This is a genomic window from Phocaeicola sp. GP0067, assembly GCF_031119655.1.
Taxonomy (GTDB): Bacteria; Bacteroidota; Bacteroidia; order Bacteroidales; family Bacteroidaceae; genus Phocaeicola; species Phocaeicola vulgatus.
On the sequence record NZ_JAVHZY010000009.1, the window covers coordinates 22,710 to 45,019 of the forward strand.

The 22,310-nt window shown below is 42.0% G+C and carries 14 protein-coding genes; 5 read left to right on the forward strand and 9 right to left on the reverse strand.

The window, feature by feature from the left end:
• Window positions 1-12: 12 nt before the first annotated feature.
• The 3 genes from RE317_RS09240 (at window position 13) to RE317_RS09250 (ending at window position 3,201) form a co-directional block, all read left to right on the forward strand.
• Window positions 13-1,137 carry a DNA polymerase III subunit delta gene (locus RE317_RS09240; RefSeq protein WP_117873542.1) on the forward strand — a complete coding sequence of 375 codons (1,125 nt, stop codon included), beginning with the start codon at window positions 13-15 and terminating at the stop codon, window positions 1,135-1,137.
• An 89-nt stretch (window positions 1,138-1,226) separates the two neighbouring features.
• Window positions 1,227-2,741 (forward strand): regulatory iron-sulfur-containing complex subunit RicT, encoded by a 1,515-nt coding sequence (gene ricT, locus RE317_RS09245; RefSeq protein WP_008669663.1) that lies wholly within the window; start codon window positions 1,227-1,229, stop codon window positions 2,739-2,741.
• Window positions 2,704-3,201 carry a gliding motility lipoprotein GldH gene (locus RE317_RS09250; RefSeq protein ID WP_057279507.1) on the forward strand — a complete coding sequence of 166 codons (498 nt, stop codon included), beginning with the start codon at window positions 2,704-2,706 and terminating at the stop codon, window positions 3,199-3,201. Before ricT ends, RE317_RS09250 begins: the two co-directional genes overlap by 38 nt.
• A gap of 3 nt (window positions 3,202-3,204) precedes the next feature.
• Here the strand turns inward: RE317_RS09250 and rodA are convergent, their stop codons facing one another.
• The 6 genes from rodA to purH form a co-directional block, all read right to left on the reverse strand.
• Entirely contained in the window at window positions 3,205-4,659 is a 1,455-nt protein-coding gene (gene rodA / locus RE317_RS09255; protein ID WP_005849160.1) for a rod shape-determining protein RodA, read from the reverse strand.
• Complete coding sequence (gene mrdA, locus RE317_RS09260) at window positions 4,640-6,490, reverse strand: penicillin-binding protein 2 (protein WP_005842733.1); 1,851 nt, start codon at window positions 6,488-6,490, stop codon at window positions 4,640-4,642. The genes rodA and mrdA overlap by 20 nt, the downstream gene beginning before the upstream one ends.
• Entirely contained in the window at window positions 6,490-6,990 is a 501-nt protein-coding gene (mreD, locus tag RE317_RS09265; protein WP_117677755.1) for a rod shape-determining protein MreD, read from the reverse strand. The genes mrdA and mreD overlap by 1 nt, the downstream gene beginning before the upstream one ends.
• A gap of 8 nt (window positions 6,991-6,998) precedes the next feature.
• Window positions 6,999-7,847: a rod shape-determining protein MreC gene (gene mreC / locus RE317_RS09270; RefSeq protein WP_117873544.1), complete on the reverse strand. Its 849-nt coding sequence runs from the start codon at window positions 7,845-7,847 to the stop codon at window positions 6,999-7,001.
• A 105-nt stretch (window positions 7,848-7,952) separates the two neighbouring features.
• Window positions 7,953-8,975: a rod shape-determining protein gene (locus RE317_RS09275; RefSeq protein ID WP_005842742.1), complete on the reverse strand. Its 1,023-nt coding sequence runs from the start codon at window positions 8,973-8,975 to the stop codon at window positions 7,953-7,955.
• Between the two features lie 112 nt (window positions 8,976-9,087).
• Window positions 9,088-10,611 (reverse strand): bifunctional phosphoribosylaminoimidazolecarboxamide formyltransferase/IMP cyclohydrolase, encoded by a 1,524-nt coding sequence (gene purH, locus RE317_RS09280; protein ID WP_005842744.1) that lies wholly within the window; start codon window positions 10,609-10,611, stop codon window positions 9,088-9,090.
• Window positions 10,612-10,891: 280 nt separating this feature from the next.
• On the opposite strand from purH, the gene RE317_RS09285 reads away from it, so the two are divergent.
• The gene (locus RE317_RS09285; RefSeq protein ID WP_005849162.1) at window positions 10,892-13,144 is read left to right on the forward strand and encodes an inorganic phosphate transporter; all 2,253 of its coding nucleotides are present in this window, start codon (window positions 10,892-10,894) and stop codon (window positions 13,142-13,144) included.
• 107 nt (window positions 13,145-13,251) lie between these two features.
• The gene (locus RE317_RS09290; RefSeq protein ID WP_005849163.1) at window positions 13,252-14,334 is read left to right on the forward strand and encodes a phosphotransferase enzyme family protein; all 1,083 of its coding nucleotides are present in this window, start codon (window positions 13,252-13,254) and stop codon (window positions 14,332-14,334) included.
• Window positions 14,335-14,419: 85 nt separating this feature from the next.
• On the opposite strand, the gene RE317_RS09295 is transcribed toward RE317_RS09290, so the two are convergent.
• From RE317_RS09295 to RE317_RS09305, 3 genes are all read right to left on the reverse strand, one after another.
• A complete protein-coding gene (locus RE317_RS09295; protein WP_008669653.1) occupies window positions 14,420-16,861 on the reverse strand; it encodes a DPP IV N-terminal domain-containing protein in 2,442 nt (813 codons plus the stop codon).
• Window positions 16,862-16,970: 109 nt separating this feature from the next.
• Complete coding sequence (locus RE317_RS09300; protein ID WP_005849165.1) at window positions 16,971-17,705, reverse strand: outer membrane beta-barrel protein; 735 nt, start codon at window positions 17,703-17,705, stop codon at window positions 16,971-16,973.
• 194 nt (window positions 17,706-17,899) lie between these two features.
• A complete protein-coding gene (locus RE317_RS09305) occupies window positions 17,900-22,300 on the reverse strand; it encodes a two-component regulator propeller domain-containing protein (protein WP_117873548.1) in 4,401 nt (1,466 codons plus the stop codon).
• Between the last annotated feature and the right edge of the window lie 10 nt (window positions 22,301-22,310).

The following is a 22,310-nucleotide window of genomic DNA, read 5'->3' on the forward strand; positions in this document are numbered from 1 at the left end:
CTATAAAAAGCAATGTTATTTAAAGATGTAATAGGACAAGAGGAAGCAAAACAGCGGCTCATAGCCGAGGTAAAAGAAGGAAGAATCCCTCATGCACAACTGATTTGCGGTCCCGAAGGTACAGGAAAGTTGCCTTTGGCAATAGCTTATGCCCGTTACATCTGCTGTGAAAACCGTGGTGAACAAGATGCCTGCGGAATTTGCCCCACTTGTGTGAAATTCAATAAACTGATACATCCCGACCTGCATTTCGTTTTTCCTGTTATCAAGAAAAAAGCCGGAAAGGATACCGTATGCGATGATTTCATAGCAGACTGGCGCAACTTTGTCCTGCAGAACCCATATTTTAATCTGAACCATTGGCTGAAAGAGATGGGAGCAGAAAACCAACAGACACAAATCTTTGTAAAAGAGAGCGATGAGATTGTACGAAAGCTCAGCTTGAAATCCAGTCAAGGCGGTTACAAAATCATGATTATATGGCTTCCCGAAAAGATGAACGTGGAATGCAGCAACAAACTGCTGAAGTTACTGGAAGAGCCTCCTGCCATGACTGTCTTTTTATTAGTATCCGAAGAGCCTGATGCCATTTTGCAAACGATCCAAAGCCGTACCCAACGATTTAACATTCATGGGATCAAAGAACCTGAGATCTCAAAAGTATTGCAAACCAAATACGGACTACAACCGGAAGATGCTGACGATATAGCACACCGCTCAGAAGGCAATTTTCTGAAAGCACTGGAAACCATACATCTGAGCGAGGAAAACAAACTGTTCTTTGAACTCTTTATAAATTTGATGCGCCTTTCCTATCAACGGAAGATACGCGAAATGAGACAATGGAGCGATGCGGTAGCCTCCATGGGGCGTGAACGTCAGAAGAATTTTCTGGCCTACTGCCAACGTATGATACGAGAAAACTTCATATACAACTTTCATCAACGTGATTTAGTGTATATGAATCCCGAAGAACAAAATTTTTCCACCCGTTTCGCACCGTTTGTCAACGAGCGGAATGTGATGGGCATAATGGACGAACTTAGTGAAGCACAATTACATATAGGACAGAATGTGAATCCCAAAATGGTGTTCTTTGATTTCTCTTTAAAAATGATTGTGCTATTGAAAAATTAAAAGTTGAGAATTGAGCATTAAAAAATAACAGAACCGCATGGCATTTATTTCTTAGTTCTCAATTTTCAATTCTCAATTAAAACAGAATTATGGACAATGAATTCAAATTAAAGAACGGAAGCGGCTGTTTGTGTTGCAAAGGCTGCGGACGACAGGATAAGCAGCTGAACACCTACGACTGGCTGGCTGATATTCCCGGCAACACCGAGGAACAGGAAATGGTTGAAGTTCAATTCAAGAATACCCGCAAAGGGTATTATAAGAACAGCAACAAACTGAAGCTGGAAAAAGGGGATATAGTAGCTGTAGAAGCAAGCCCCGGACACGATATCGGTACAGTAACCCTGACGGGAAGATTGGTACCTTTGCAAATGCGTAAGGCAAACATCAAACCCGATGCCGAAATCAAGCGTATCTACCGCAAGGCAAAACCTGTAGATATGGAAAAATACGAGGAGGCAAAAGCCAAAGAACATGACACAATGATCCGGTCCCGCCAGATAGCCAAGAATCTGAACCTAGACATGAAGATCGGTGATGTGGAATATCAAGGCGATGGCAACAAAGCTATCTTTTATTACATCGCGGACGAACGTGTAGACTTCCGCCAACTGATCAAAGTACTGGCCGAAGCTTTCCGTGTACGTATAGAAATGAAACAAATTGGCGCCCGTCAGGAAGCCGGACGCATTGGCGGTATCGGACCTTGCGGACGTGAATTGTGCTGCGCTACCTGGATGACAAATTTTGTATCTGTATCTACCAGTGCGGCACGTTATCAAGATATTTCTCTGAATCCCCAAAAGTTAGCCGGACAATGTGCCAAGCTGAAATGCTGCCTAAACTATGAAGTAGACGCTTATGTAGAGTCCCAAAAACGCCTTCCAAGCAAAGAAATGACTTTAGAAACGACGGATAGTACATTCTATTTTTTCAAAGCGGATATTTTGAAGGGAACTATCATGTACTCTACTGACAAAAACTTCATAGCTAATGCCGTAACCATCACCGCACGCCGTGCTTTTGAAATTATTAATATGAACCGACGGGGTGAGAAACCGGAAAGCTTAACCGAATCTGTCAAAAAGAACGAACCTCAAAAGCCCGTTGATTTAGTAGAACAAGAAAGCTTAACCCGATTCGACAAACGAAAAGGCAACAACAGCAACCGAAAGAAAAAACGTAAGCCGGAAAATAACGGTAATAACGGAGAAGGTACTCCCAATGAAAACAGACGTCCGCAACAACCTAAAGAGAACCGGTCACAACAACCCAAAGAAAACCGGCCACCTAGAGAAGGACGTCCCAAACAACCTAGAGAGCCTAAAGAAAACAAGGCTCAGCAGCCACGCGAAGAGAACGGAAACCGCCCTAAAGAAGAAAATCGCAACAGGGAAAGTCGCAACCGGGAAGAACGCAGTCGTGAAAATCGGGAAGACGGAAACCGGAACCGCAATAAACGCCGCCCCAATAATGGTAATAATGAAGGAGGCAGTGAAAACCGGAATAACGGAGGAGGAAAGGAAAATGACAACAAGAACAACGGAAACAATAGCCAAATCCCGAATGAAAAGCCACAAACTCCTGTATCAACTAAAGAATAAACTGACATGGCTGCCAATACTCATATTGGCAGCCTGTCAAAACAATATCATCTATCACTCTTACGCCCCCGTCCCCCTTAACGGATGGGATAAAAGTGATACTCTTGTTTATACCCTGCCCAATTCTATCCCTGCCGGAAATTACGAAGCAGAAATCGGTATCCGTTATCAAGAATCTTATCCTTACAGAGATATTTGGCTAGAAGTCAGCCATAACACAAAGGATACTTTGACTTACGTCACAGACACTTTACAACTTTTTTTGGTTGACGAAGCTGGAAATAAAACAGGAAATGGTCTTTGTGGATTATATCAATGTGACCTGCCTTATAAAGCATCTATTCCTATCCGTACAGAAGGAAGCGCACGTACTTTCCGCATCGTCCATATCATGACGGACAACCCGTTGACGGGAATCAGCGATATAGGTATCCGGTTGCGCAAACCGGAAAACCAATAAGCTCTAACGTTTTCCCCGCCCTGCATCAATACGCAAGAATACAAAAAGCAAGATCGTAAATCCCCACAAAGAAGATCCCCCATAACTGAAAAAAGGCAGTGGTATGCCTATAACGGGAGTCAGTCCTAAAACCATACCTATATTAATAAACAGATGGAATAAGAAAATGCTTAATACCGAATATCCATAAACACGGGCAAAACGAGTATGCTGACGCTCCGCCACCACAATAAGACGCAAAATAAGTCCGGTAAAAAGAAACAATACGGCCGCCGAACCTATAAAGCCTTCTTCTTCCCCTACCGTACAGAAGATAAAGTCTGTATCCTGTTCAGGCACATACTTCAGTTTAGTCTGTGTACCATTCAAAAAGCCTTTCCCCCATAAGCCTCCCGACCCAATAGCAATCTTACTCTGATTCACATTGTATCCTGCCCCCGCCAAGTCTTCCTCCATACCAAGCACCACTTTAATACGTATCTGCTGATGTGGCTCCAGCACATTATTGAAAACATAATCGGCAGAAAAAAGAAATCCCACCGAACCTATCGCAAATAGAGCAATATAAAAATAATTACGCATACGTTCATGCATAGAAAGGAAGATCAAATAGAACAATAAAACTACGCACAATCCATATTGGAACCAAGTAATGTCAAAAGGGATAACATAATACGAAAATAATAAAGCCAGCAAGGTACCACCAACACCAATCCCTCCGATATACCACACTACCGATGCTTTTTTGCAATAACTATTAACTAATAAAGCAGAAAGGATGACTATCAGCAGCAACACAGAAAATTCACCGATGGAAGTACAGTCATCCGCCATCAATTCATTGCCAAAACGGATTCCAACTACAAAATAGACCACGGCGCAAATCCCGGCAAACAAAATAGAACCCGGCATCCCCTCCCGGTACAACATAAAAAAGAAAGCCAGATAAACCAAAGCCGACCCCGTTTCCCGTTGCAAAATAATAAGCAGCATGGGCAGCAACACCATCCCTACCACAGGCAATGAATACTTTAACTTACTCATTGTAAACCCGTAGACATTCATAAATTTAGCCAAAGCCAGCGCCGTGGCAAATTTAGCAAATTCCGCCGGTTGCAAACTTACAGGTCCGAATTTTATCCATGAGTAAGATCCCTTAGTATCCTCTGCCAGAAAAGGTGTTATCAACAACAGCAGCATCATGCCTCCATATAAAATGTAAGCAAACATATCATACAACTTATCCTCCAACATCATCAGGATAAATCCGAGCCCCAAAGAGCAACAGATCCATACAAACTGTTTTCCTGCCCTAGTGTCGAAACTAAAAAAATCAATCTCACCATAATCATAGCTGGCTCCACATACGCTGAACCATCCAAAGATAACCAGCATCAGATAAATGCAGATAGTCATCCAGTCCACTGATTTCCATATACTATCGTTCGTGTATGCCATAATCTATTCGTCTGTTTTGTATTTCCGCCGCTTTCGCCTCACTTTCCGGTGAAAGTTCGCCTTTTAAATATTTCTCCATCATCAATGCACCGATAGGTACACCATAGGTTGCTCCCCAACCTCCATTCTCTACATAGACTACCACGGCAATCTTAGGATCATTCATTGGTGCAAACCCCATAAAAGCAGAATGGTCCTTTCCACGGTTTTGCGCCGTACCTGTCTTGCCACACACTTCAATTCCCGGAATATTCGCATTACGGCAAGTTCCTCCCAATACTGCCGAACGCATACCTTCGACTACCGTCTGATAATGTTCACGGCTTACTTTAGTATAACGTTTGGTCGTATACAGGGTATCCAACGGCTCGTCTTCCACTTCTTTCACTACATGCGGAGTAATATAATAGCCCCGGTTAGCAATAGTAGCCCCAAGGTTAGCAATCTGCAACGGAGTAGCCGTCACTTCCCCCTGGCCGATGGAAATAGAAATAATCGTCAGTCCGTTCCATGATCCCCGATAGTTCTTATCATAATAAGCAGCATTCGGGATCATCCCACGCTTCTCACCCGGAAGGTCTACTCCCAAAGGATAACCAAATCCCATAGAAACCATATAATCACGCCATGTATTCATGGCAGTCTGTACAGAACCATACTTCTTCTTCGCCCCTATCATGTGAAACAACCCCCAACAGAAATAACCGTTACAGGAAGTTGCAATGGCAGGCACCAAAGGCAGGGGCGACCCATGAGAGTGGCAGCCCACCCTAAGACCGGCATACACAAAGCCATGATAGCAAGAATAGGCTGTCTGAGGAGTAATAATCCCCTCTTGCAGGAAAGTCAACGCCTGAGTAGTCTTGAAAGTAGATCCCGGTGGGAATTGCCCCATAATAGAACGGTTCAGCAATGGTTTCCAACTGTCACGCGCCAGTTCCAGATGATTTTTACCCCGTTGGCGCCCCACCATCAATCTTGGGTCAAAAGTGGGAGCAGATACCATACAAAGTATTTCTCCTGTGGATGGCTCGATAGCCACTATACTGCCTATCTTCCCTTCCAACAGACGCTCTCCCAACATCTGAAGCTCTATGTCTATACCTAGTTTCAGATTCTTCCCCGGAACGGGAGTCTTGTCATATTTCCCGTCCATATACCGTCCCTGAATACGTCCACGGGCATCGCGCAGTAATATCTCCACTCCTTTCTCGCCCCTCAACTGTTTTTCGTATGAGCGTTCCACCCCCTGTTTCCCTATGAAGTCACCGCGTACATAGTAATCATCGGCTTCAATATCCCCCTTGGACACTTCTGCAATATCTCCCAGAACATGAGCAGCCGCATTGTAATTATACTGGCGGATAGTACGCCGCTGAATATAGAAACCGGGAAACTTGAACAGTTTTTCTTGGAAGACTCCGCACTCTTCTGCCGAAAGCTGGGTCATAAATACCTGATGAGTATATGGAGAGTAGCCCGGATTGGAACGTCTGTCCTTTATCTCGCGGATACGCTTTTTAAAATAGTCGGGGGTAATATTCAATGTTTTACATAAATCAAGCGTATCAAGGTTGTGCACCTCTTTCATCACCATCGTAACGTCATAGGCAGGTTGGTTATACACCAGCAGGTTACCGTTCCGATCGTACATCACCCCACGGCTAGGGTATTGTGTCTTGTTCAGAAAAGCGTTGCTATCGGCGTTCTTTTTATAATCCTCACTCATAATCTGCAAGGTAAAAAGACGTATCAGGTAAATCAGCACAATAACGATCACCGATGCACCGATTACATATTTCCGCTTCTCCAGATTATAATCTCTTTCCACTATTTTTTCCTCCTGATCGCCTCAGCACACAATATACAAATGATGGTTATTGAGGCATCTGTCAATATTTTCAACAATAAGACAGGCAGGTTGAAGAATGAAAAAGTATCTATGACAAGTAAAATGGTACAAAATAAGAAAGTACACAATAAGATATACCGGAAGAAAGGCGAGAATCCCATACTCTTGATACCCGGTTCAAAATCCTCGACGCTATCGCGGAGCGTGACTAATCGTAATACAGGTTCACGCATAAAAGCCAGTACAGTGGCCGCAGCCGCATTCATCCCCGGAGTGTTGCCTAATATATCGACTGTCAATCCCAACAGGAATGCCCATATCATAAGGACATTACGGCTAACTCCCGAATTGTACTTCAAAACAAAATAGATAAAAAAGAAAGGAGTGGCATACCCGTTGATATGCATATGATTCAGCACCAGCACTTGCAACAGTACCAGTCCGATAAACCACTCTATTCTTTGTAGATAAGTCAACATCAACCTTCTTACTTAGTCGTTTTTACCTGCTTTTCCAACTCCAATTGTTCCTCCTGCCCTTTTTGGGCAATTACGCGCACATCATTCAAACGGGCGAAGTCCGTAAATAGTTTCACCCGCAGCAAATAAGACAAGCCATCGTGACTATCGGCGATATCATCTACCGTACCCACCGGAATGCCGGAAGGGAAAACAGCACTGTGTCCACTGGTTACAATGGTGTCACCTAAAGAAAATAATGAATGACGGGGCATATCCTTTATAAAAGCAAATTCGGATGAACCGCCATCCCATTTCAAGAAGCCGAAATAATCACTCCGTTTTATCTTACAGCTAATACTGCTTTTGGAATTCAATACCGGAATGACAATGGAGTAATGTGGAGAGGTGAGATAAACAATACCAACCACACCGCTTCCATTTACCACTCCCATCTCACTACGAATGCCATCCGCTTCTCCTTTGTCAAGTGTAATATAGTTATCAGCATGAGTCACACTGTTATTTATCACGCTAGCCTTGAATATATCATATCCTGCCAATGCTTCCTGCTTAAGCTGTTCTACACCACTGCTGTCTTCCGTCGCTTCAATCAAAACTTTACGGATACTCTCCAACTGCAATTCCAGTTCCACATTTTTCTGTACCAACTCATCGTTGATCGTTTTCAGATGAAAATATCCGGTAACATTATTGGCTGCATCATACATAGCTCCCGAAACAAAATTAGCAGATGTAAAGAACGCACTCCCCTGATAACTGTTGAAGCGGAATAATAAAGCAAAACTGATTATCTCCAAAAGAACAAAGAGAAACCAGTAGTTATACTTTAAAAAGAAATTCAGCAGATTTTTCATTAATACCAATTGTTCAATGTGCTAATTTGCCAATGTGCCAATGTACTGCGCTATCCATACCGCATGGCATTAGCAAATTAGCAAACTGCCTCATTAGCAAATCATTTACCGCATCAAAAAAGAGAAACGATCTACATTCTTCAGTGCAATACCGGTACCTTTCGCCACACTCAGCAAAGGATCTTCGGCTATATGGAACGGAATATTGATTTTGTCTGTCAGACGCTTGTCCAAACCGCGCAGCAAAGCACCACCACCAGCCAAATAAATACCGTTCAAAACAATATCAGCATAAAGTTCAGGCGGAGTCTGTTCCAATGCACTAAGGATAGCTGTTTCAATTTTTGCAATACTCTTTTCCAAACAATGCGCCACCTCCTGATAACACACCGGAACTTCCATGGGAAGAGCAGTGATACGGTTAGGCCCGCGTACAATGTAATCTTCGGGAGCATCATCTCCCAAATCAGTCAAGGCAGCGCCTACATGTATCTTGATACGTTCGGCCATACGTTCACTCACCTTCACATTGTGCTGGCGGCTCATATATTCCTGAATATCGGCTGTAAGATCGTCACCGGCAATACGTATCGAATTGTTGGAAACAATACCACCCAATGAAATCACGGCAATTTCTGTAGAACCACCACCTATATCAACAATCATATTACCTTCAGGAGCCTCTACATCAATGCCGATACCAATAGCCGCGGCCATAGGTTCAAAAATCAAATAAACATCCCGTCCTCCCGCATGCTCAGCACTGTCACGTACCGCACGAAGCTCTACTTCAGTGCTACCTGAGGGAACTCCGATCACCATACGCAAAGAAGGAGAAAAGAAACGATTACCCATGTTCACTTTCTTTATTAAACCGCGCATCATCTGTTCACAGGCATTAAAGTCGGCAATAACCCCGTCGCGTAGCGGACGTACAGTACGAATATTCGGATTTTCCTTCTCGTACATCATTTTAGCCCGTTCGCCTACGGCAATCATCTTGTCGGTACGGCGATCAAGCGCAACGACCGAAGGTTCGTCCACTACAATCTTCCCGTTATTTAAAATGATGGTATTGGCAGTGCCAAGGTCCATCGCAATCTCTTGTGTAAAGGAGAATAATCCCATAAATTCATTTACAATTTAGCAATTTACAATTGACATTTGCAATTTACCATTTACCTGAACAATGCTGTATAAACAGTCCGATTGTAGCCGCAAATGGTAAATTGCAATGATCTTAGTGTTTAAAGTGACGAATCCCTGTAATGACCATAGCTACACCATGTTCATTGCAGTATTGGAAAGTCAACTCGTCTTTTACAGAGCCTCCCGGCTGGATAACAGCTTTCACACCCTCCTTATCCGCTATCTCTACACAATCGGGGAAAGGGAAGAAAGCATCACTGGCCATCACTGCGCCATTCAAATCAAACTCAAATGATTTTGCTTTTTCAATGGCTTGTTTCAATGCATCCACACGTGAAGTCTGACCTACACCGCTAGCCAGCAGTTGTTTGTTCTTGGCCAGTACAATAGCATTACTTTTACTATTCTTCACAATCTTATTTGCAAATAACATATCTTCTATTTCAGTCGCCGTAGGAGCTTTTTCAGTAACCTGCTTCAAGTCGGCAGGAGTTTCCACGTCCAGGTCTCTTTCCTGAACCAAAACCCCATTCAATAAAGAACGGAATTGTTTCTTCGGCAATTTAGCTTCCTTACGAACCAAAATAATACGGTTCTTCTTCTGTCCCAGAATCTCTAATGCATCTACATCATAATCCGGAGCAATAATTACCTCAAAGAACAGTTTATTGATTTCTTCCGCTGTTTCTTTATCAATCACGGCATTAGTAACCAACACACCTCCGAAAGCCGACACCGGATCGCCTGCCAACGCATCTTTCCATGCTTCCAGCACAGTAGGGCGCGAAGCTAATCCACAGGCATTATTATGCTTCAGAATGGCAAATGTCACCTCATCAAATTCATCAATCAAATCAACGGCCGCATTGATATCCAACAAATTGTTATAGGAAATTTCTTTTCCATGAATCTGGTCGAACATCGCATCCAGATTTCCATAGAAATAACCTTTCTGATGAGGATTTTCACCATAACGAAGTTGTTTTTGTTCTTCCACCGCGCAACGGAAAGCCGAACCTTCACCACCATCAAAATAGTTAAAGATAGCAGAATCATAATGAGAAGAAACAGCAAACGCTTCTTTTGCGAACCAACGGCGTTCCTCGCGTGAAGTAGTAGCGCCATGTTCCAGCAACATATCACGGAACGGCTTATATTGTGCCTGACTAGCGATAATCACCACATCATTAAAGTTCTTAGCAGCAGCACGAATCAAAGAAATACCACCTATATCAATTTTTTCGATGATAGCTTGTTCTTCGGCCCCCGAAGCCACAGTTGCCTCAAACGGATACAGGTCAACGATGACCAAATCTATTTCGGGTATTTCATATTTTTCTATCTGTTGCATATCTTGTTCCAAACCACGACGGCATAAAATACCTCCAAAGACTTTAGGATGCAGTGTCTTCACACGTCCGCCCAAAATAGAGGGATAAGTAGTAAGATCCTCCACCGCTTTGCAAGGGAAACCTAAAGATTCGATAAACTGTCTTGTACCTCCTGTTGACAGGAACTCTACTCCTTCTTCGTGTAGTTTGGTTATAATCTCGTCCAAACCTTCTTTGTGATAAACCGACACCAATGCGGTTTTAATTCTCTTAGCCTCTGACATTTTTTATAGATTAAGTATTTGGGCTACAAAGGTATAAATTTTCACTCTATAAATTCCACACATAAACGTGAAATATTATTTATCCACTCATATTTGTTTCAAAAAAGAAGAGATCCGCCACTAAATATGGATAATAATAAATTAAAAATCAAGTTGTGTGAATCCGTGCAATCCGTGGCGAACAAAAAAACGCCTGTAACACAAATGTAACATATATGACATTTTATCATAATATACCTCCCGTACCTTTGCGCCCAATAAAATAGAGAGACAAAATTATATGGAAACAATGTTTTTGGGAATCGTCGTATTCCTTTTTCTGCTAGCTATATTCGATTTGGTAGTAGGCGTCAGCAACGACGCAGTGAACTTTATGAATTCCGCCATCGGTGCTAAAGCCGCGTCATTCAAGACCATCATCGCCATTGCCGCTTTCGGTATCTTCATCGGCGCCACACTGAGCAACGGTATGATGGAAATCGCACGGCACGGTATTTTCAGGCCTGAACAATTTTATTTTCAGGAGTTAATGTGTATCTTTCTAGCAGTTATGGTAACAGACGTAGTCCTATTGGATATTTTCAATTCCTTAGGAATGCCTACCTCCACTACCGTATCCATGGTATTCGAACTATTGGGAGGTACTTTCGTTCTAGCTCTTATCAAAATAGCAGGAGACGAAACTGGAATGCTAGGATTTGCTGATCTGCTGAATACGGAAAAGGCATTGTCCGTCATTTTAGGTATCTTCCTCTCAGTAGCAGTAGCTTTCTTCTTCGGCACATTAGTACAATATCTCTCCCGTCTTCTCTTCACATTTAATTATACAAAGAAACTGAAATACACTATCGGACTGTTCGGCGGTATTGCTGTTACGGCCATTATCTACTTCATGTTGATAAAAGGTCTGAAAGATTCCGCCTTCATGACCACCGAAAACAAACATTGGATTCAGGAAAACACCTTGATGTTAGTAAGTTGCAGTTTTGTGTTCTTCACCATTCTGATGCAAATATTGCATTGGTGCAAGATAAATGTATTCAAGGTGGTGGTAATGTTAGGTACTTTTGCCTTAGCTATGGCTTTTGCAGGCAATGACTTAGTAAACTTCATCGGTGTGCCCTTGGCAGGTTTCTCAGCTTATACAGACTTCATGGCTAATGGAAACGGTGAACCAATGGGATACTTGATGAACTCACTGAATGGTCCGGCTAAAACCCCATTTCTTTTTTTATTTTTAGCAGGCGTCATTATGGTATATGCGCTGATTACTTCAAAAAAAGCGCAAAATGTAGTGAAGACTTCGGTAGATCTCTCGCGTCAGGATGAAGGTGACGAAATGTTTGGTTCTTCCGCTGTAGCACGCAGTATTGTCCGTTCTACCATGAGCGCTTCGGAAAGTATAGCCAAAATATTGCCCGACAATCTGAAACGATGGGCCGACAGCCGTTTTAACAAAGATGTGATGATTATGGAGAACGGGGCAGCATTTGATTTGATACGCGCTTCTGTCAATTTGGTACTGGCCGGTCTGCTCATAGCTTTGGGAACCTCTTTGAAACTCCCTCTTTCTACCACTTACGTAACTTTCATGGTAGCTATGGGTAGTTCATTAGCCGACCGTGCCTGGAGCCGTGACAGTGCCGTATACCGTATCACCGGTGTGCTTTCTGTTATCGGTGGATGGTTCATCACTGCCGGAGCCGCTTTCACTATCTGTTTTGTGGTTACGCTCATCATGTATTATGGAGGCACATTCGCCATGTTGGCCCTTATTGCACTTGCCATCTTCTTATTGGTGCGCAGCAACATACACTACAGCAAGAAACAGAAGGATAAAGGCAAAGACGACATATTCTCCCGCCTCATTGCCAGTAAAGACAAAGAAGAGCGTTGGAGATTGCTCCGCCAGCATGTAAATAACACATTGGTAGCCGAAATGGCATTCACCAATGAAACCTACCGGCAGATAACCGACGGTTTCATCAACGAAAATCTGAAAGCTCTGCGCAAGGCCGTGAACAATACCGACAATCAGAAAGAAATGTTAAAAAAGATACGCCGTAAAGAAATACTAGGTCTGCGCCGTATAGACAACTTTACTGCTATCGAGAAAAACACTTGGTTCCACTTGGGAAGCAACAGTTGTGAACAAATGCTTTACTGTCTGAAACGTATCTGCGATCCTTGTAAAGAACATGTGGACAATAAGTTCACCCCATTATCGGAACGTGCCACTAACGAGTTCATCCCTATCCGCGATGAGATGACCGCATTAATGACCAAGGCTACTGAAGTACTTGCCAACAAGGCCTACGATCAGACTGATGCCTTGCTACGTGAAGGCGCCCTTCTGAAAGGCAAGATCTCTACCTTGCGCAAAGAACAGATGGACCGCATACAAGAACGGGATGTCAATGTAAAAGCTTCCATGGTGTACCTCAATGTATTGCAGGAATCACAAGAATTGGTTTCCTACTGGCGTCATCTGTTACGCGCCGACCGTATGTTCCAGACTGATTTGAAAAAATAAAAAGATTTATATTCCTATTATATGTTTTTTAAGATAACTTCTTTCCTCCAATTGAAGGAAAGAAGTTATCTTTGTTTCGTATATATAGACATTATTTAAACAAACCTATGGAAAACCTCAAAAAAATTATCAAACAGTTCCCCAAAGTGGGTGAAGTGAAAGAAATCAAAGCTTTGACATCCGGCCTCATCAATCAGACTTATCTGGTAAAATCGGTATCTCCTGAAGAGCCTGACTATGTATTGCAACGAATCAACCATTTAATATTTACCAATATTGAAATGCTGCAACACAATATAGAAGTAGTAACCAGACACATCCGCCAAAAGCTGGAAGCCAGACACGAAGAGGACATTGAACGTAAGGTACTCCATTTTCTACCTTCCACCAATGGCAAGACCTATTTCTATGACGGAGAAGGTTATTGGCGAATTTCAATATTTATTCCGCGTTCACAAACATTGGAAACAGTTACACCGGAATCTTCCTATCTGGCAGGACTGAAGTTTGGTGAATTCCAGGCCATGCTGGCTGATGTGCCCGAACAACTCGGAGAAATCATCCCCGATTTCCACAATATGGAATTCCGCTTAAAACAATTACGTGAAGCCGTATCCGCCAACATATCCGGCCGTTTGGCAGAAGTACAGGACATAGTGGACGCTATAGAAAAAGATGCTGATACGATGTGCAGCGCTGAACGTTTTTACCGTGAAGGCAAATTGCCCAAACGCATCTGCCACTGTGACACAAAAGTAAGCAACATGTTATTTGATGAAAACGGAAAAGTGTTGTGTGTCATTGACCTGGACACGGTAATGCCCAGTTTCATTTTCTCCGATTTCGGTGATTTCCTCCGTTCGGCAGCCAATACCGGCAAGGAGGATGAGGCTGATTTAAATAAGGTGAAGTTCAACATGGAAATCTTCAAAGCATTTACCAAAGGTTATATTGAATCGGCCCGGACTTTCCTGACTCCTCTCGAAATAGAAATGCTACCTTACGCTGCCACCCTGTTCCCCTATATGCAAGCTGTACGCTTTTTAGCAGATTATATAAACGGAGACACGTATTATCAAACCCGGTATAAAGACCATAATCTGGTACGCACCAAAGCGCAGTATAAACTGTATCTGGAAGCAAAATCCGCTACACCGGACATGAAGGCTTATATCAACAGTCTGCTATAATATAAAAACAACAAGGAGCACAAAGGTATCTTAATGACACGAACCTCTGTGCTCCTTTCATATTCGTCCGGCAATGACCCTAAATCTACCGTTTCGGTATATCTACCGATTTTTCACTTTTCCCTTTCAGATGTTCGGAAAAGTAATCAACCAGTTTCCAGTAGAAATATTCATTCATATCACCGAATCCATGACGCTGTTGAGGAAGAATCAGCATATCAAAACGCTTCCCGGCACGAATCAAGGCGTCAACTACCCGCAAGGTATTGCCCGGATGCACATTATTATCAATATCACCATGAATCAGTAACAAATTTCCTTTCAATTGCTTCGCTATTTCAGGATTAGTAGCAATCTTATAAACGAAAGTTGTATCCCCTTTCTCACTCACCACCTCTTTTACGCCGTGATGCGTTTCACTCCACCAACGGTTATAGATATTGTTATCATGATTTCCGGCACAAGAAACAGCCACTTTGAAGAAATCCGGGTATTGGCACATAGCCGCCGTACTCATAAATCCACCTCCCGAATGTCCATGAATACCAACCTTATCTATATCTATAAAATGATGACGCTGCGCCAATTGCTCGATAGCATATTTATGATCGGCCAGCGGATAATCACGCATATTTCCATATCCATAATTATGATACCATTTAGAGCGGCTAGGATGCCCGCCGCGTTGTCCCACAGAAATAACAATAAATCCGGCCTGTGCCAAACGGTCGGTACGGGGGCTCATACGGGTAAACGGATAATAAACACCTTCCACCTGTGGCCCAGGATAAACATAATCCACAATAGGATAAACCTTAGTTGAGTCAAAATTAAAAGGTTTATACATCACACCATACAGATCTGTCACGCCATCAGCCGCCTTTACCTTAAATATTTCCGGAAATTTATAACCGGCAGCAAAAAGCTGTGAAAAATCACTCTCCTGAATATCCATTACCTTATTGCCATTAGTATCCAGCAGGATGGCGCAGGGCACCGTATTTACACGCGAATAGTTATCCACCACAAAACGAGCATCATCATCCACTTCCACACGATGGAAATAATCCCCTTTGGTCAGTAATTTCAAACCGCTGCCATCCAGATTCACACGATACAAATGTTCATAATAAGGATGTTCTTTCGCATTCATTCCATTGGCAGTAAAATAAATCACACGCGCCTTGTCATCTACTTTCAAGATTTCCTCCACGTGCCAGGGACCTTTTGTGATACGATTTTTCAAATTACCCTGATCATCATATAAATAAAGATGTGCCCAACCATCACGCTCACTCCATTGAATAATTTCCTTTCCACCATTCAAGACTCTTAAAGGACGAGTTTCCTGATAGGTATTCATCCGTTCCTTTATTACTGGTACAACAGAATCCTGTCCTATCGTATAGGAACAAACATCAATCCGATGTAAATCACGGCTGCTGCGGGTCAGGAAGAAACGGTTGTTATCACCCTGCCAAACGGCAGCCTGATCTTCCATATCACGCTGTTTTTGCATCATTGGTTTGTATTCCAGGCCAATGCTTTGATCTTTATAAGCTGCTACTTTAATTTCCTTACGTTTATTATCAACCAAGTCAAACAAGTACAGGTGTTCTATGGGAGCTTCCTTTTCTCCCGGCATCTGGTATTTATAAGTTTCCAATGTGGGACGTGGACAGGCCATCGAATTTATTACCCATAACTCTTTCACAGCGCGATCGTCAGAAACTGTCATAGCAAAATAACGTGAATCCGGAGACCACACTCCACCTACACGACGACGCTTGCCATTACATAAAGTATCTGTATTCAACATACTATAGGGAATACCATAGCCAAAATCCTTCATGCCATCTGTAGTAAGCTGGATTTCCACGATCGTACTATCCTTTTCATTTTTTTTCGCCTTTTCATAATCTTCACGACTCATGCGATACAAATTCAAATCCTTGGCATAAATCACCGTTTTACCATCAGGAGAGACCGATCCCCAATAGATTTTCTTCAGGTCGTCTTCTTTATCTTTCAGATGAGTCAATTTACGGGTAGGATAGTCATAAGAAAAATAAAAGATTTCCTTCTCATTCTTCTTGTCCTTCTTATCCTTGCCATCTTTCTTTGGTGTCGCATCTTTTGTTGACTTTACTTCAAAAGTAAAGGTACGCCCATCTTCTTCCGCTTTCAGATTTGTGATTGGCAAATGGCGTGCCTCAAAGGGATCTTTTACAATTTCGGTAAGCTGGGAAGCTAATTCATCCCTATCAAACAAAAGCTTCTTTGTCCGGGCAGCCGGATCAACCACATACCAAAAGGTTCCTTCACTTGTTTTGTACTCGAACCAGAAATTATTACCTTTCTGGAACCAATGCGGATCCACCACAGTAGAAAACAACATGGTGTTCAATTTTTCTTGTGTGTATTTCTCTGCCTGCAGATATTCCGGCAAGCGTTCCTGCGCTTTTGCAACAGAAACTGTCGTACACAGACCGCCCATTAAAAGGGTAATGAATAGCATTTTCCTCATAGATTGAACTTTTATCGTGTTTATAAAAAACAAACATACACAAAATTCTTCATTTAACAATCTTAAACAAAGAATTTTGTGTATGTTTGTTTCATTTATCCTTTTCTTATCAGAAACTATACCCTGAAGTAAAGCTAACCATATGATTCCGTATCCTTAAATCATTCTGTTCCTTATTATATTTTCCCCAAGCCAAATCATACCCGATAGTAAATGAAATCCGTTTAACAGCAATCCCGACAGAAGCCGTTCCTCCCCAATCCAAACGAGGGGACGCCTCAAAACCAAATTCCTCATTTACTGTTTTTCCTTTAAATGTGCCAAACCGGTAATAATCATTCCGGTATTCGTACTGTCCAACACCTGTTTCTTCATCTATATTATATTTTGAGGAAGAAACATAAGCATTAGTACGTCCACCAATTCCTACAGCTACATAAGGTCCTACTGCTAATTTAAGACGCACATCATCACAAAGTTTAAACCCCCAATGAGCCATAACAGGCAATTGCAAATAATAACGCGTGGACTCAACATTCGTTTTTTCATAATCCATGCTAAATCCTCCCCCTGTTGATATGTTTCCCCAGCTCATAGGATGATACCCACCTTTCTGCATTAAGATATAAACCCCGGACTTCAAGCCAAAAGAAGGCTTCTTTCCCACCCCTTCCTTTAACTGATACAACACACCGGCACCGGCTTTAAAACCTAATGTAACTGATGTCCCTTCATTTTCCTTATTCACTACCAAGCCGGCTTCCGGCGTAACACTCCAACGAGACTGAGCGTTCAACATCATACTCGCCAAAATACCTGCCATAAATAAAATTACTTTTTTCATCTTTTTCTTCTTTTTAGTTCATTATCTATGTAAAAGACTAAAAATTCAGAAAAACCCCCATTGCATATCCGGAAAAATAATAAAATAACATGAGCAACTCACTCACATAACAAAAGAAACACCCTACATTTAAACATACCGTTCAAGAAATCAAAAAAACAAACGCTGCAAAAACCAACCAACAGCAGCAAAAGTTATCGCTTATTTTTCGCATTCTCTTTATATTCGGTAGGTGTCATACCAAAACGTTGTTTAAAACATTTGCTGAAATAACGAGGATCATTAATACCCACCATATAAGCAATCTGTGTCATATTATAATCACCACTCTCTATCAATTGTGCGGCACGTTTCACACGCATCTCTTTAATAAACTCAATGGGGGCAAGTCCTGTCAGGGTCTTCAGTTTCTTGAAAAAGACAGAACGGCTCACCGCAAGCTCCTGTACCAAATCATCCACGATCAAATCGCCATTATCCATATTCTTCTCCATTAATTCCGTCAGTTTCTCCATAAACTTACGGTCATGGGAAGACATCTCAGGCTGTGTTTGCTGTTCTTCCTCCGCAACAGGCTGAATATTCATCAGATTCGCACAATACAACTGTTGCAACTTGACACGTTGTGTCAGAATATTCTCCACCCTGGCCTTCAGGTAAGTAGCACTGAACGGTTTCGTTATATAATCCTCAACTCCCAGTTCCATACCTTCCAACTTACTGTCCATATCCGTTTTAGCCGTCAGTAAAACGACTGGAATGTGACTGGTCGCCATATTAGCACGCAAATCTTCTGTCATGGTAATACCATCCTTTTCCGGCATCATGATATCACTAATAATAATATCCGGAACAAACTTCAAAGCCTTATCCAAACCTTCAGCCCCATTGACAGCCTCTATGACGTTGAAATTTGAGATGAAGATACTACGCAAAAAGAAACGAAGTTCCAAATTATCTTCAACCAGCAACATCGTTTTGCTTTCATTCCTCTTCTCTTCATGTCCCTGAACAGATTCTTTCACCTCTTCCGGCCTCATTTCGACAGAATCAGAGAGAATGAACTCTACATTCTCCGTATAGTGCTCCTTGCCTTTCAAAAACTCAACCGTGAAACAACTGCCCTCCCCCTCTTTACTATCCACACGGATAGTCGCTTTGTGCAGTTCCACCAATTCCTTAACCAAAGAAAGACCGATACCAGAACTTTGCTGATTAAACAAATTCTTGTCCAACAGATTTTCAAAACGGACAAAAAGGGAAGCTTTCTTGCTTTCAGAAATTCCTATACCTTGATCCTGCACACCAATCGCCACATTATGTTCATTTTCATGAATGAAAAGCGTAATCATCTTACCCTGTGGAGTATACTTGAAAGCATTGGAAAGCAGATTGAAGACAATCTTTTCCAACTTATCCGCATCTACCCACAGTTTCAAGGAAGGCATTTCACTTTCGAATACAAAATCAATATGATGCTCTTCGGCCAGCGATTCAAAATTATCCATGATATGGCGTACAAAAGGAACAATATCTATCTGCTCTATACGCAACTTCATCTTATTTTTCTGTATTTTGCGGAAATCAAGAATTTGGTTCACCAAGCGAAGCATACGGTCGGTATTACGTTCCACTACATGCAATTGTTCACGTACATCATCCGGCAAAGTCTTGTTTTTCAGAACATATTCCACAGGACCTGCAATCAATGTCAGCGGAGTGCGAAGTTCGTGAGAAATATTTGTAAAAAAGCGAAGCTTTATATCAGAAACCTGCTGTTCCACAGACACTTCATGTTTCAGACGATAAATAGTAAACAATATATATACTCCTGAAAACAGAATCAACAGAAAAGCAAGAATATAAATTGCCATAGCCCAAGCCGTTTCCCAAAACGAAGGCTGAATGGTGATTCTCAAACTGCGCTCATTCTCTACCCAAACCCCATCACTATTGGTCGATTTAACCTGAAAGACATACTCTCCTTTCGGAAGATTAGTATATGTAGCGGTACGCTGTCTGTCTACATAATTCCATTCTTTATCAAATCCGCGTAAACGATAAGCATAACGGATATTTTCAGGATAAATCATATCCAACGCAGCAAACGATAAGGTTACAATATTCTCCTTATGTGAAAGCACCAGATGTTCTGTATTATTGAGTGACTGCCGCAACAAGCTTCCCGGTACGCCTGGAACTACCTCCTGATTGGATATCTTCAAAGTACCTAAAATAATGGATGGAACATAATTACTCTTCTTAATGTGCTCCGGTTCAAAATAAAGCACGCCACGACTGGTGCCAAACAAAATAGTGCCGGGACCAAGCTTCAACGATGTTCCTTCCTCAAAACGTATCTTACCACCAAAATCCCTTTCATTATAATTCTCAAAACGTTGTTCGGACGGAATAAATTTACTCAATCCGTTTTCCGTACTTATCCACAAGTTTCCTGCGCCATCCTCTTCTACAGACAACAGGATATCTGAAGGCAGGCCATTCTTCACTGTATAAGATTTAAATACAGCTCCCCCTTCTCCGTTCATGGAAACAAGCCGGTTAAGACCACCCCCAAATGTAGCCAAATAAACTTCTCCTTGAGAAGTGGTTACAATCCGATATACGTTATTGTTGCTCAGACAATTCATATCATCGGGGATACGTGCATAAAGATGGAACACAATCGACTCCGGATCTTTAAAATCCTCTTTAAAACTAAGCGCGCCATCACTGCTCCCCACCCATATATTCCCCTTCTTGTCAGAAGTGATATGGCGTACACGGTAACAACGGTCATACGGAAAACCTTTCAGGTTATTTCTAGAACTAATAAACACATATTTCCCTTCAGGAGTTTTCTGAATATAATTCAACCCTCCACCGAAAGTTGCCACCCAAATGCGTCCATGCTTGTCTTCATGTAACCAGTAAACACTATTATGACTCAGGCTATAAATATCATCTTCATCATATTTGAATCGAGTAAACTTAAAATGGGTCCCCTCCTTTTCTGCCAGAATAATACCATCCCCTTTGGTCGCAATCCAAATGTTTCCGTGAGAATCTTGCATGATATGATAAGGAACTCCCCGTAACGGCCTGCCAGATTTGGCTATATCCCCCTCTTCAGTCAGAATACCCTGAAAATCTAAATCAGAAGAATAAATTTCAATCTGACCATCCCGTTTTCCCATCCAGATGCGATGTTCGCTATCTTCAAACAACGCACGTACCGTATTGGAATTCAAGTCATAACTGTGACCCATGCGGGGATAAATATGGAACTGGCTTCCTAAAAAAGTAATCTTCTCCAACCCCTTAGAATGAGTACATAACCAAAGATTGCCTTGCTTATCGGATAACATGGAATGTAATTTATTGGAAAAGTGCCAATCGGGTGAATCGGGGTCATTATAGAAAGGTAACAGCCGATTTGCCTCTCTGTCATACCAAGAAAGCCCTCCTCCTTGCGGATGTACCCACAAATTACCGTTCAAGTCTTCACAAATATGAAAACTGGGATAGGAACGATCGGCACCACGAGGCTCCACTTGCATCTTTTCTTGCTTAAATACTTCTGTCAAAGGATTGAAATGACAAACCTTTCCCCATTCGGTCATCTCAAACCATGCTTCCTGCTTACTGTCAACATAAACAGAACGGAAAGCGTCTGCCGGGAATTCGGGACAATTGGACTTATTATAGACTTTACACTCTTTTGTATCCGAATGGTACAATATCAATCCTTCATGGGCAGTTGTTATCAACAGCCCCGTACCTTTTATTTCATTTATAGCAATCACTTTATCCTTTACCGGCAATTCCCAAAGACGAAAGATTTCATTCTGCAAAGAATAGCACCATATCCGTCCTCTGTCTGATCCAAAATAAAGTTCGTCACCATAACTGCAAAAAGAGTAGAAGGCCTGTACGGGTTCATCTTTGCCTGACTGGATATTCACAAAATAAGAGACAGGCTCTTCTTTATCATTCGTAATCTTCAGCAGACCGTTATCAGTAAGCAACCACTCTTGATTGTAAGCATCGCTAAAAACCTGATTAATATGAACGGCATTTCCTCCACGACTATGAGTAGCATATACTTGGGTAGTTATACTGTAATCTTTAGGGTTTGTTTTCACACGGACAGCCCCCTCATTTTCAGAAAGTAGCCAAATGACACTGTCGGGCAATATTTTAATAGAAGAGAAACGCATGCCCTCCTCTTCACCTTCGGCAGGAATTTGTTCGAACTTCTCTGTTCTTTGGTCAAAACGATACACACGATAATCATACGTTTGCAGCCAAATATAATTATAAGGGTCTACTTCCAATAAGTCTACCCGGTTGTTAGTCATAGTAATTTTATTCCCTTGTCTGGCTTTATAAACTTTGAAGTCATAACCGTTGAACCGGTTGATTCCATCCCAAGTAGAGAACCATAAAACTCCATTATGGTCTTGTACCATGCTCATGATGGAGTTCTGAGACAAGCCGTTTTCCGAAGAATAATGAGTAAAGATACAATTAGGCTGACTTTTTGCATGAAAAAAGAGCAGCAAAGTAAGTATAAACAGAATGTGTCTTTTCATTTCGTAGATT

Excerpts from the sequence above, each read along its gene's own strand:
- RE317_RS09290 (WP_005849163.1), top strand. The coding sequence starts at position 13,252 with ATGGAAAACCTCAAAAAAATTATCAAACAGTTCCCCAAAGTGGGTGAA.
- RE317_RS09275 (WP_005842742.1), bottom strand. The coding sequence starts at position 8,975 with ATGGGATTATTCTCCTTTACACAAGAGATTGCGATGGACCTTGGCACT.
- rodA (WP_005849160.1), bottom strand. The coding sequence starts at position 4,659 with ATGGCATACACGAACGATAGTATATGGAAATCAGTGGACTGGATGACT.
- purH (WP_005842744.1), bottom strand. The coding sequence starts at position 10,611 with ATGTCAGAGGCTAAGAGAATTAAAACCGCATTGGTGTCGGTTTATCAC.
- RE317_RS09250 (WP_057279507.1), top strand. The coding sequence starts at position 2,704 with ATGAAAAGCCACAAACTCCTGTATCAACTAAAGAATAAACTGACATGG.
- mreD (WP_117677755.1), bottom strand. The coding sequence starts at position 6,990 with ATGTTGACTTATCTACAAAGAATAGAGTGGTTTATCGGACTGGTACTG.
- RE317_RS09300 (WP_005849165.1), bottom strand. The coding sequence starts at position 17,705 with ATGAAAAAAGTAATTTTATTTATGGCAGGTATTTTGGCGAGTATGATG.
- ricT (WP_008669663.1), top strand. The coding sequence starts at position 1,227 with ATGGACAATGAATTCAAATTAAAGAACGGAAGCGGCTGTTTGTGTTGC.
- RE317_RS09305 (WP_117873548.1), bottom strand. The coding sequence starts at position 22,300 with ATGAAAAGACACATTCTGTTTATACTTACTTTGCTGCTCTTTTTTCAT.
- RE317_RS09240 (WP_117873542.1), top strand. The coding sequence starts at position 13 with ATGTTATTTAAAGATGTAATAGGACAAGAGGAAGCAAAACAGCGGCTC.
- RE317_RS09285 (WP_005849162.1), top strand. The coding sequence starts at position 10,892 with ATGGAAACAATGTTTTTGGGAATCGTCGTATTCCTTTTTCTGCTAGCT.
- mreC (WP_117873544.1), bottom strand. The coding sequence starts at position 7,847 with ATGAAAAATCTGCTGAATTTCTTTTTAAAGTATAACTACTGGTTTCTC.
- RE317_RS09295 (WP_008669653.1), bottom strand. The coding sequence starts at position 16,861 with ATGAGGAAAATGCTATTCATTACCCTTTTAATGGGCGGTCTGTGTACG.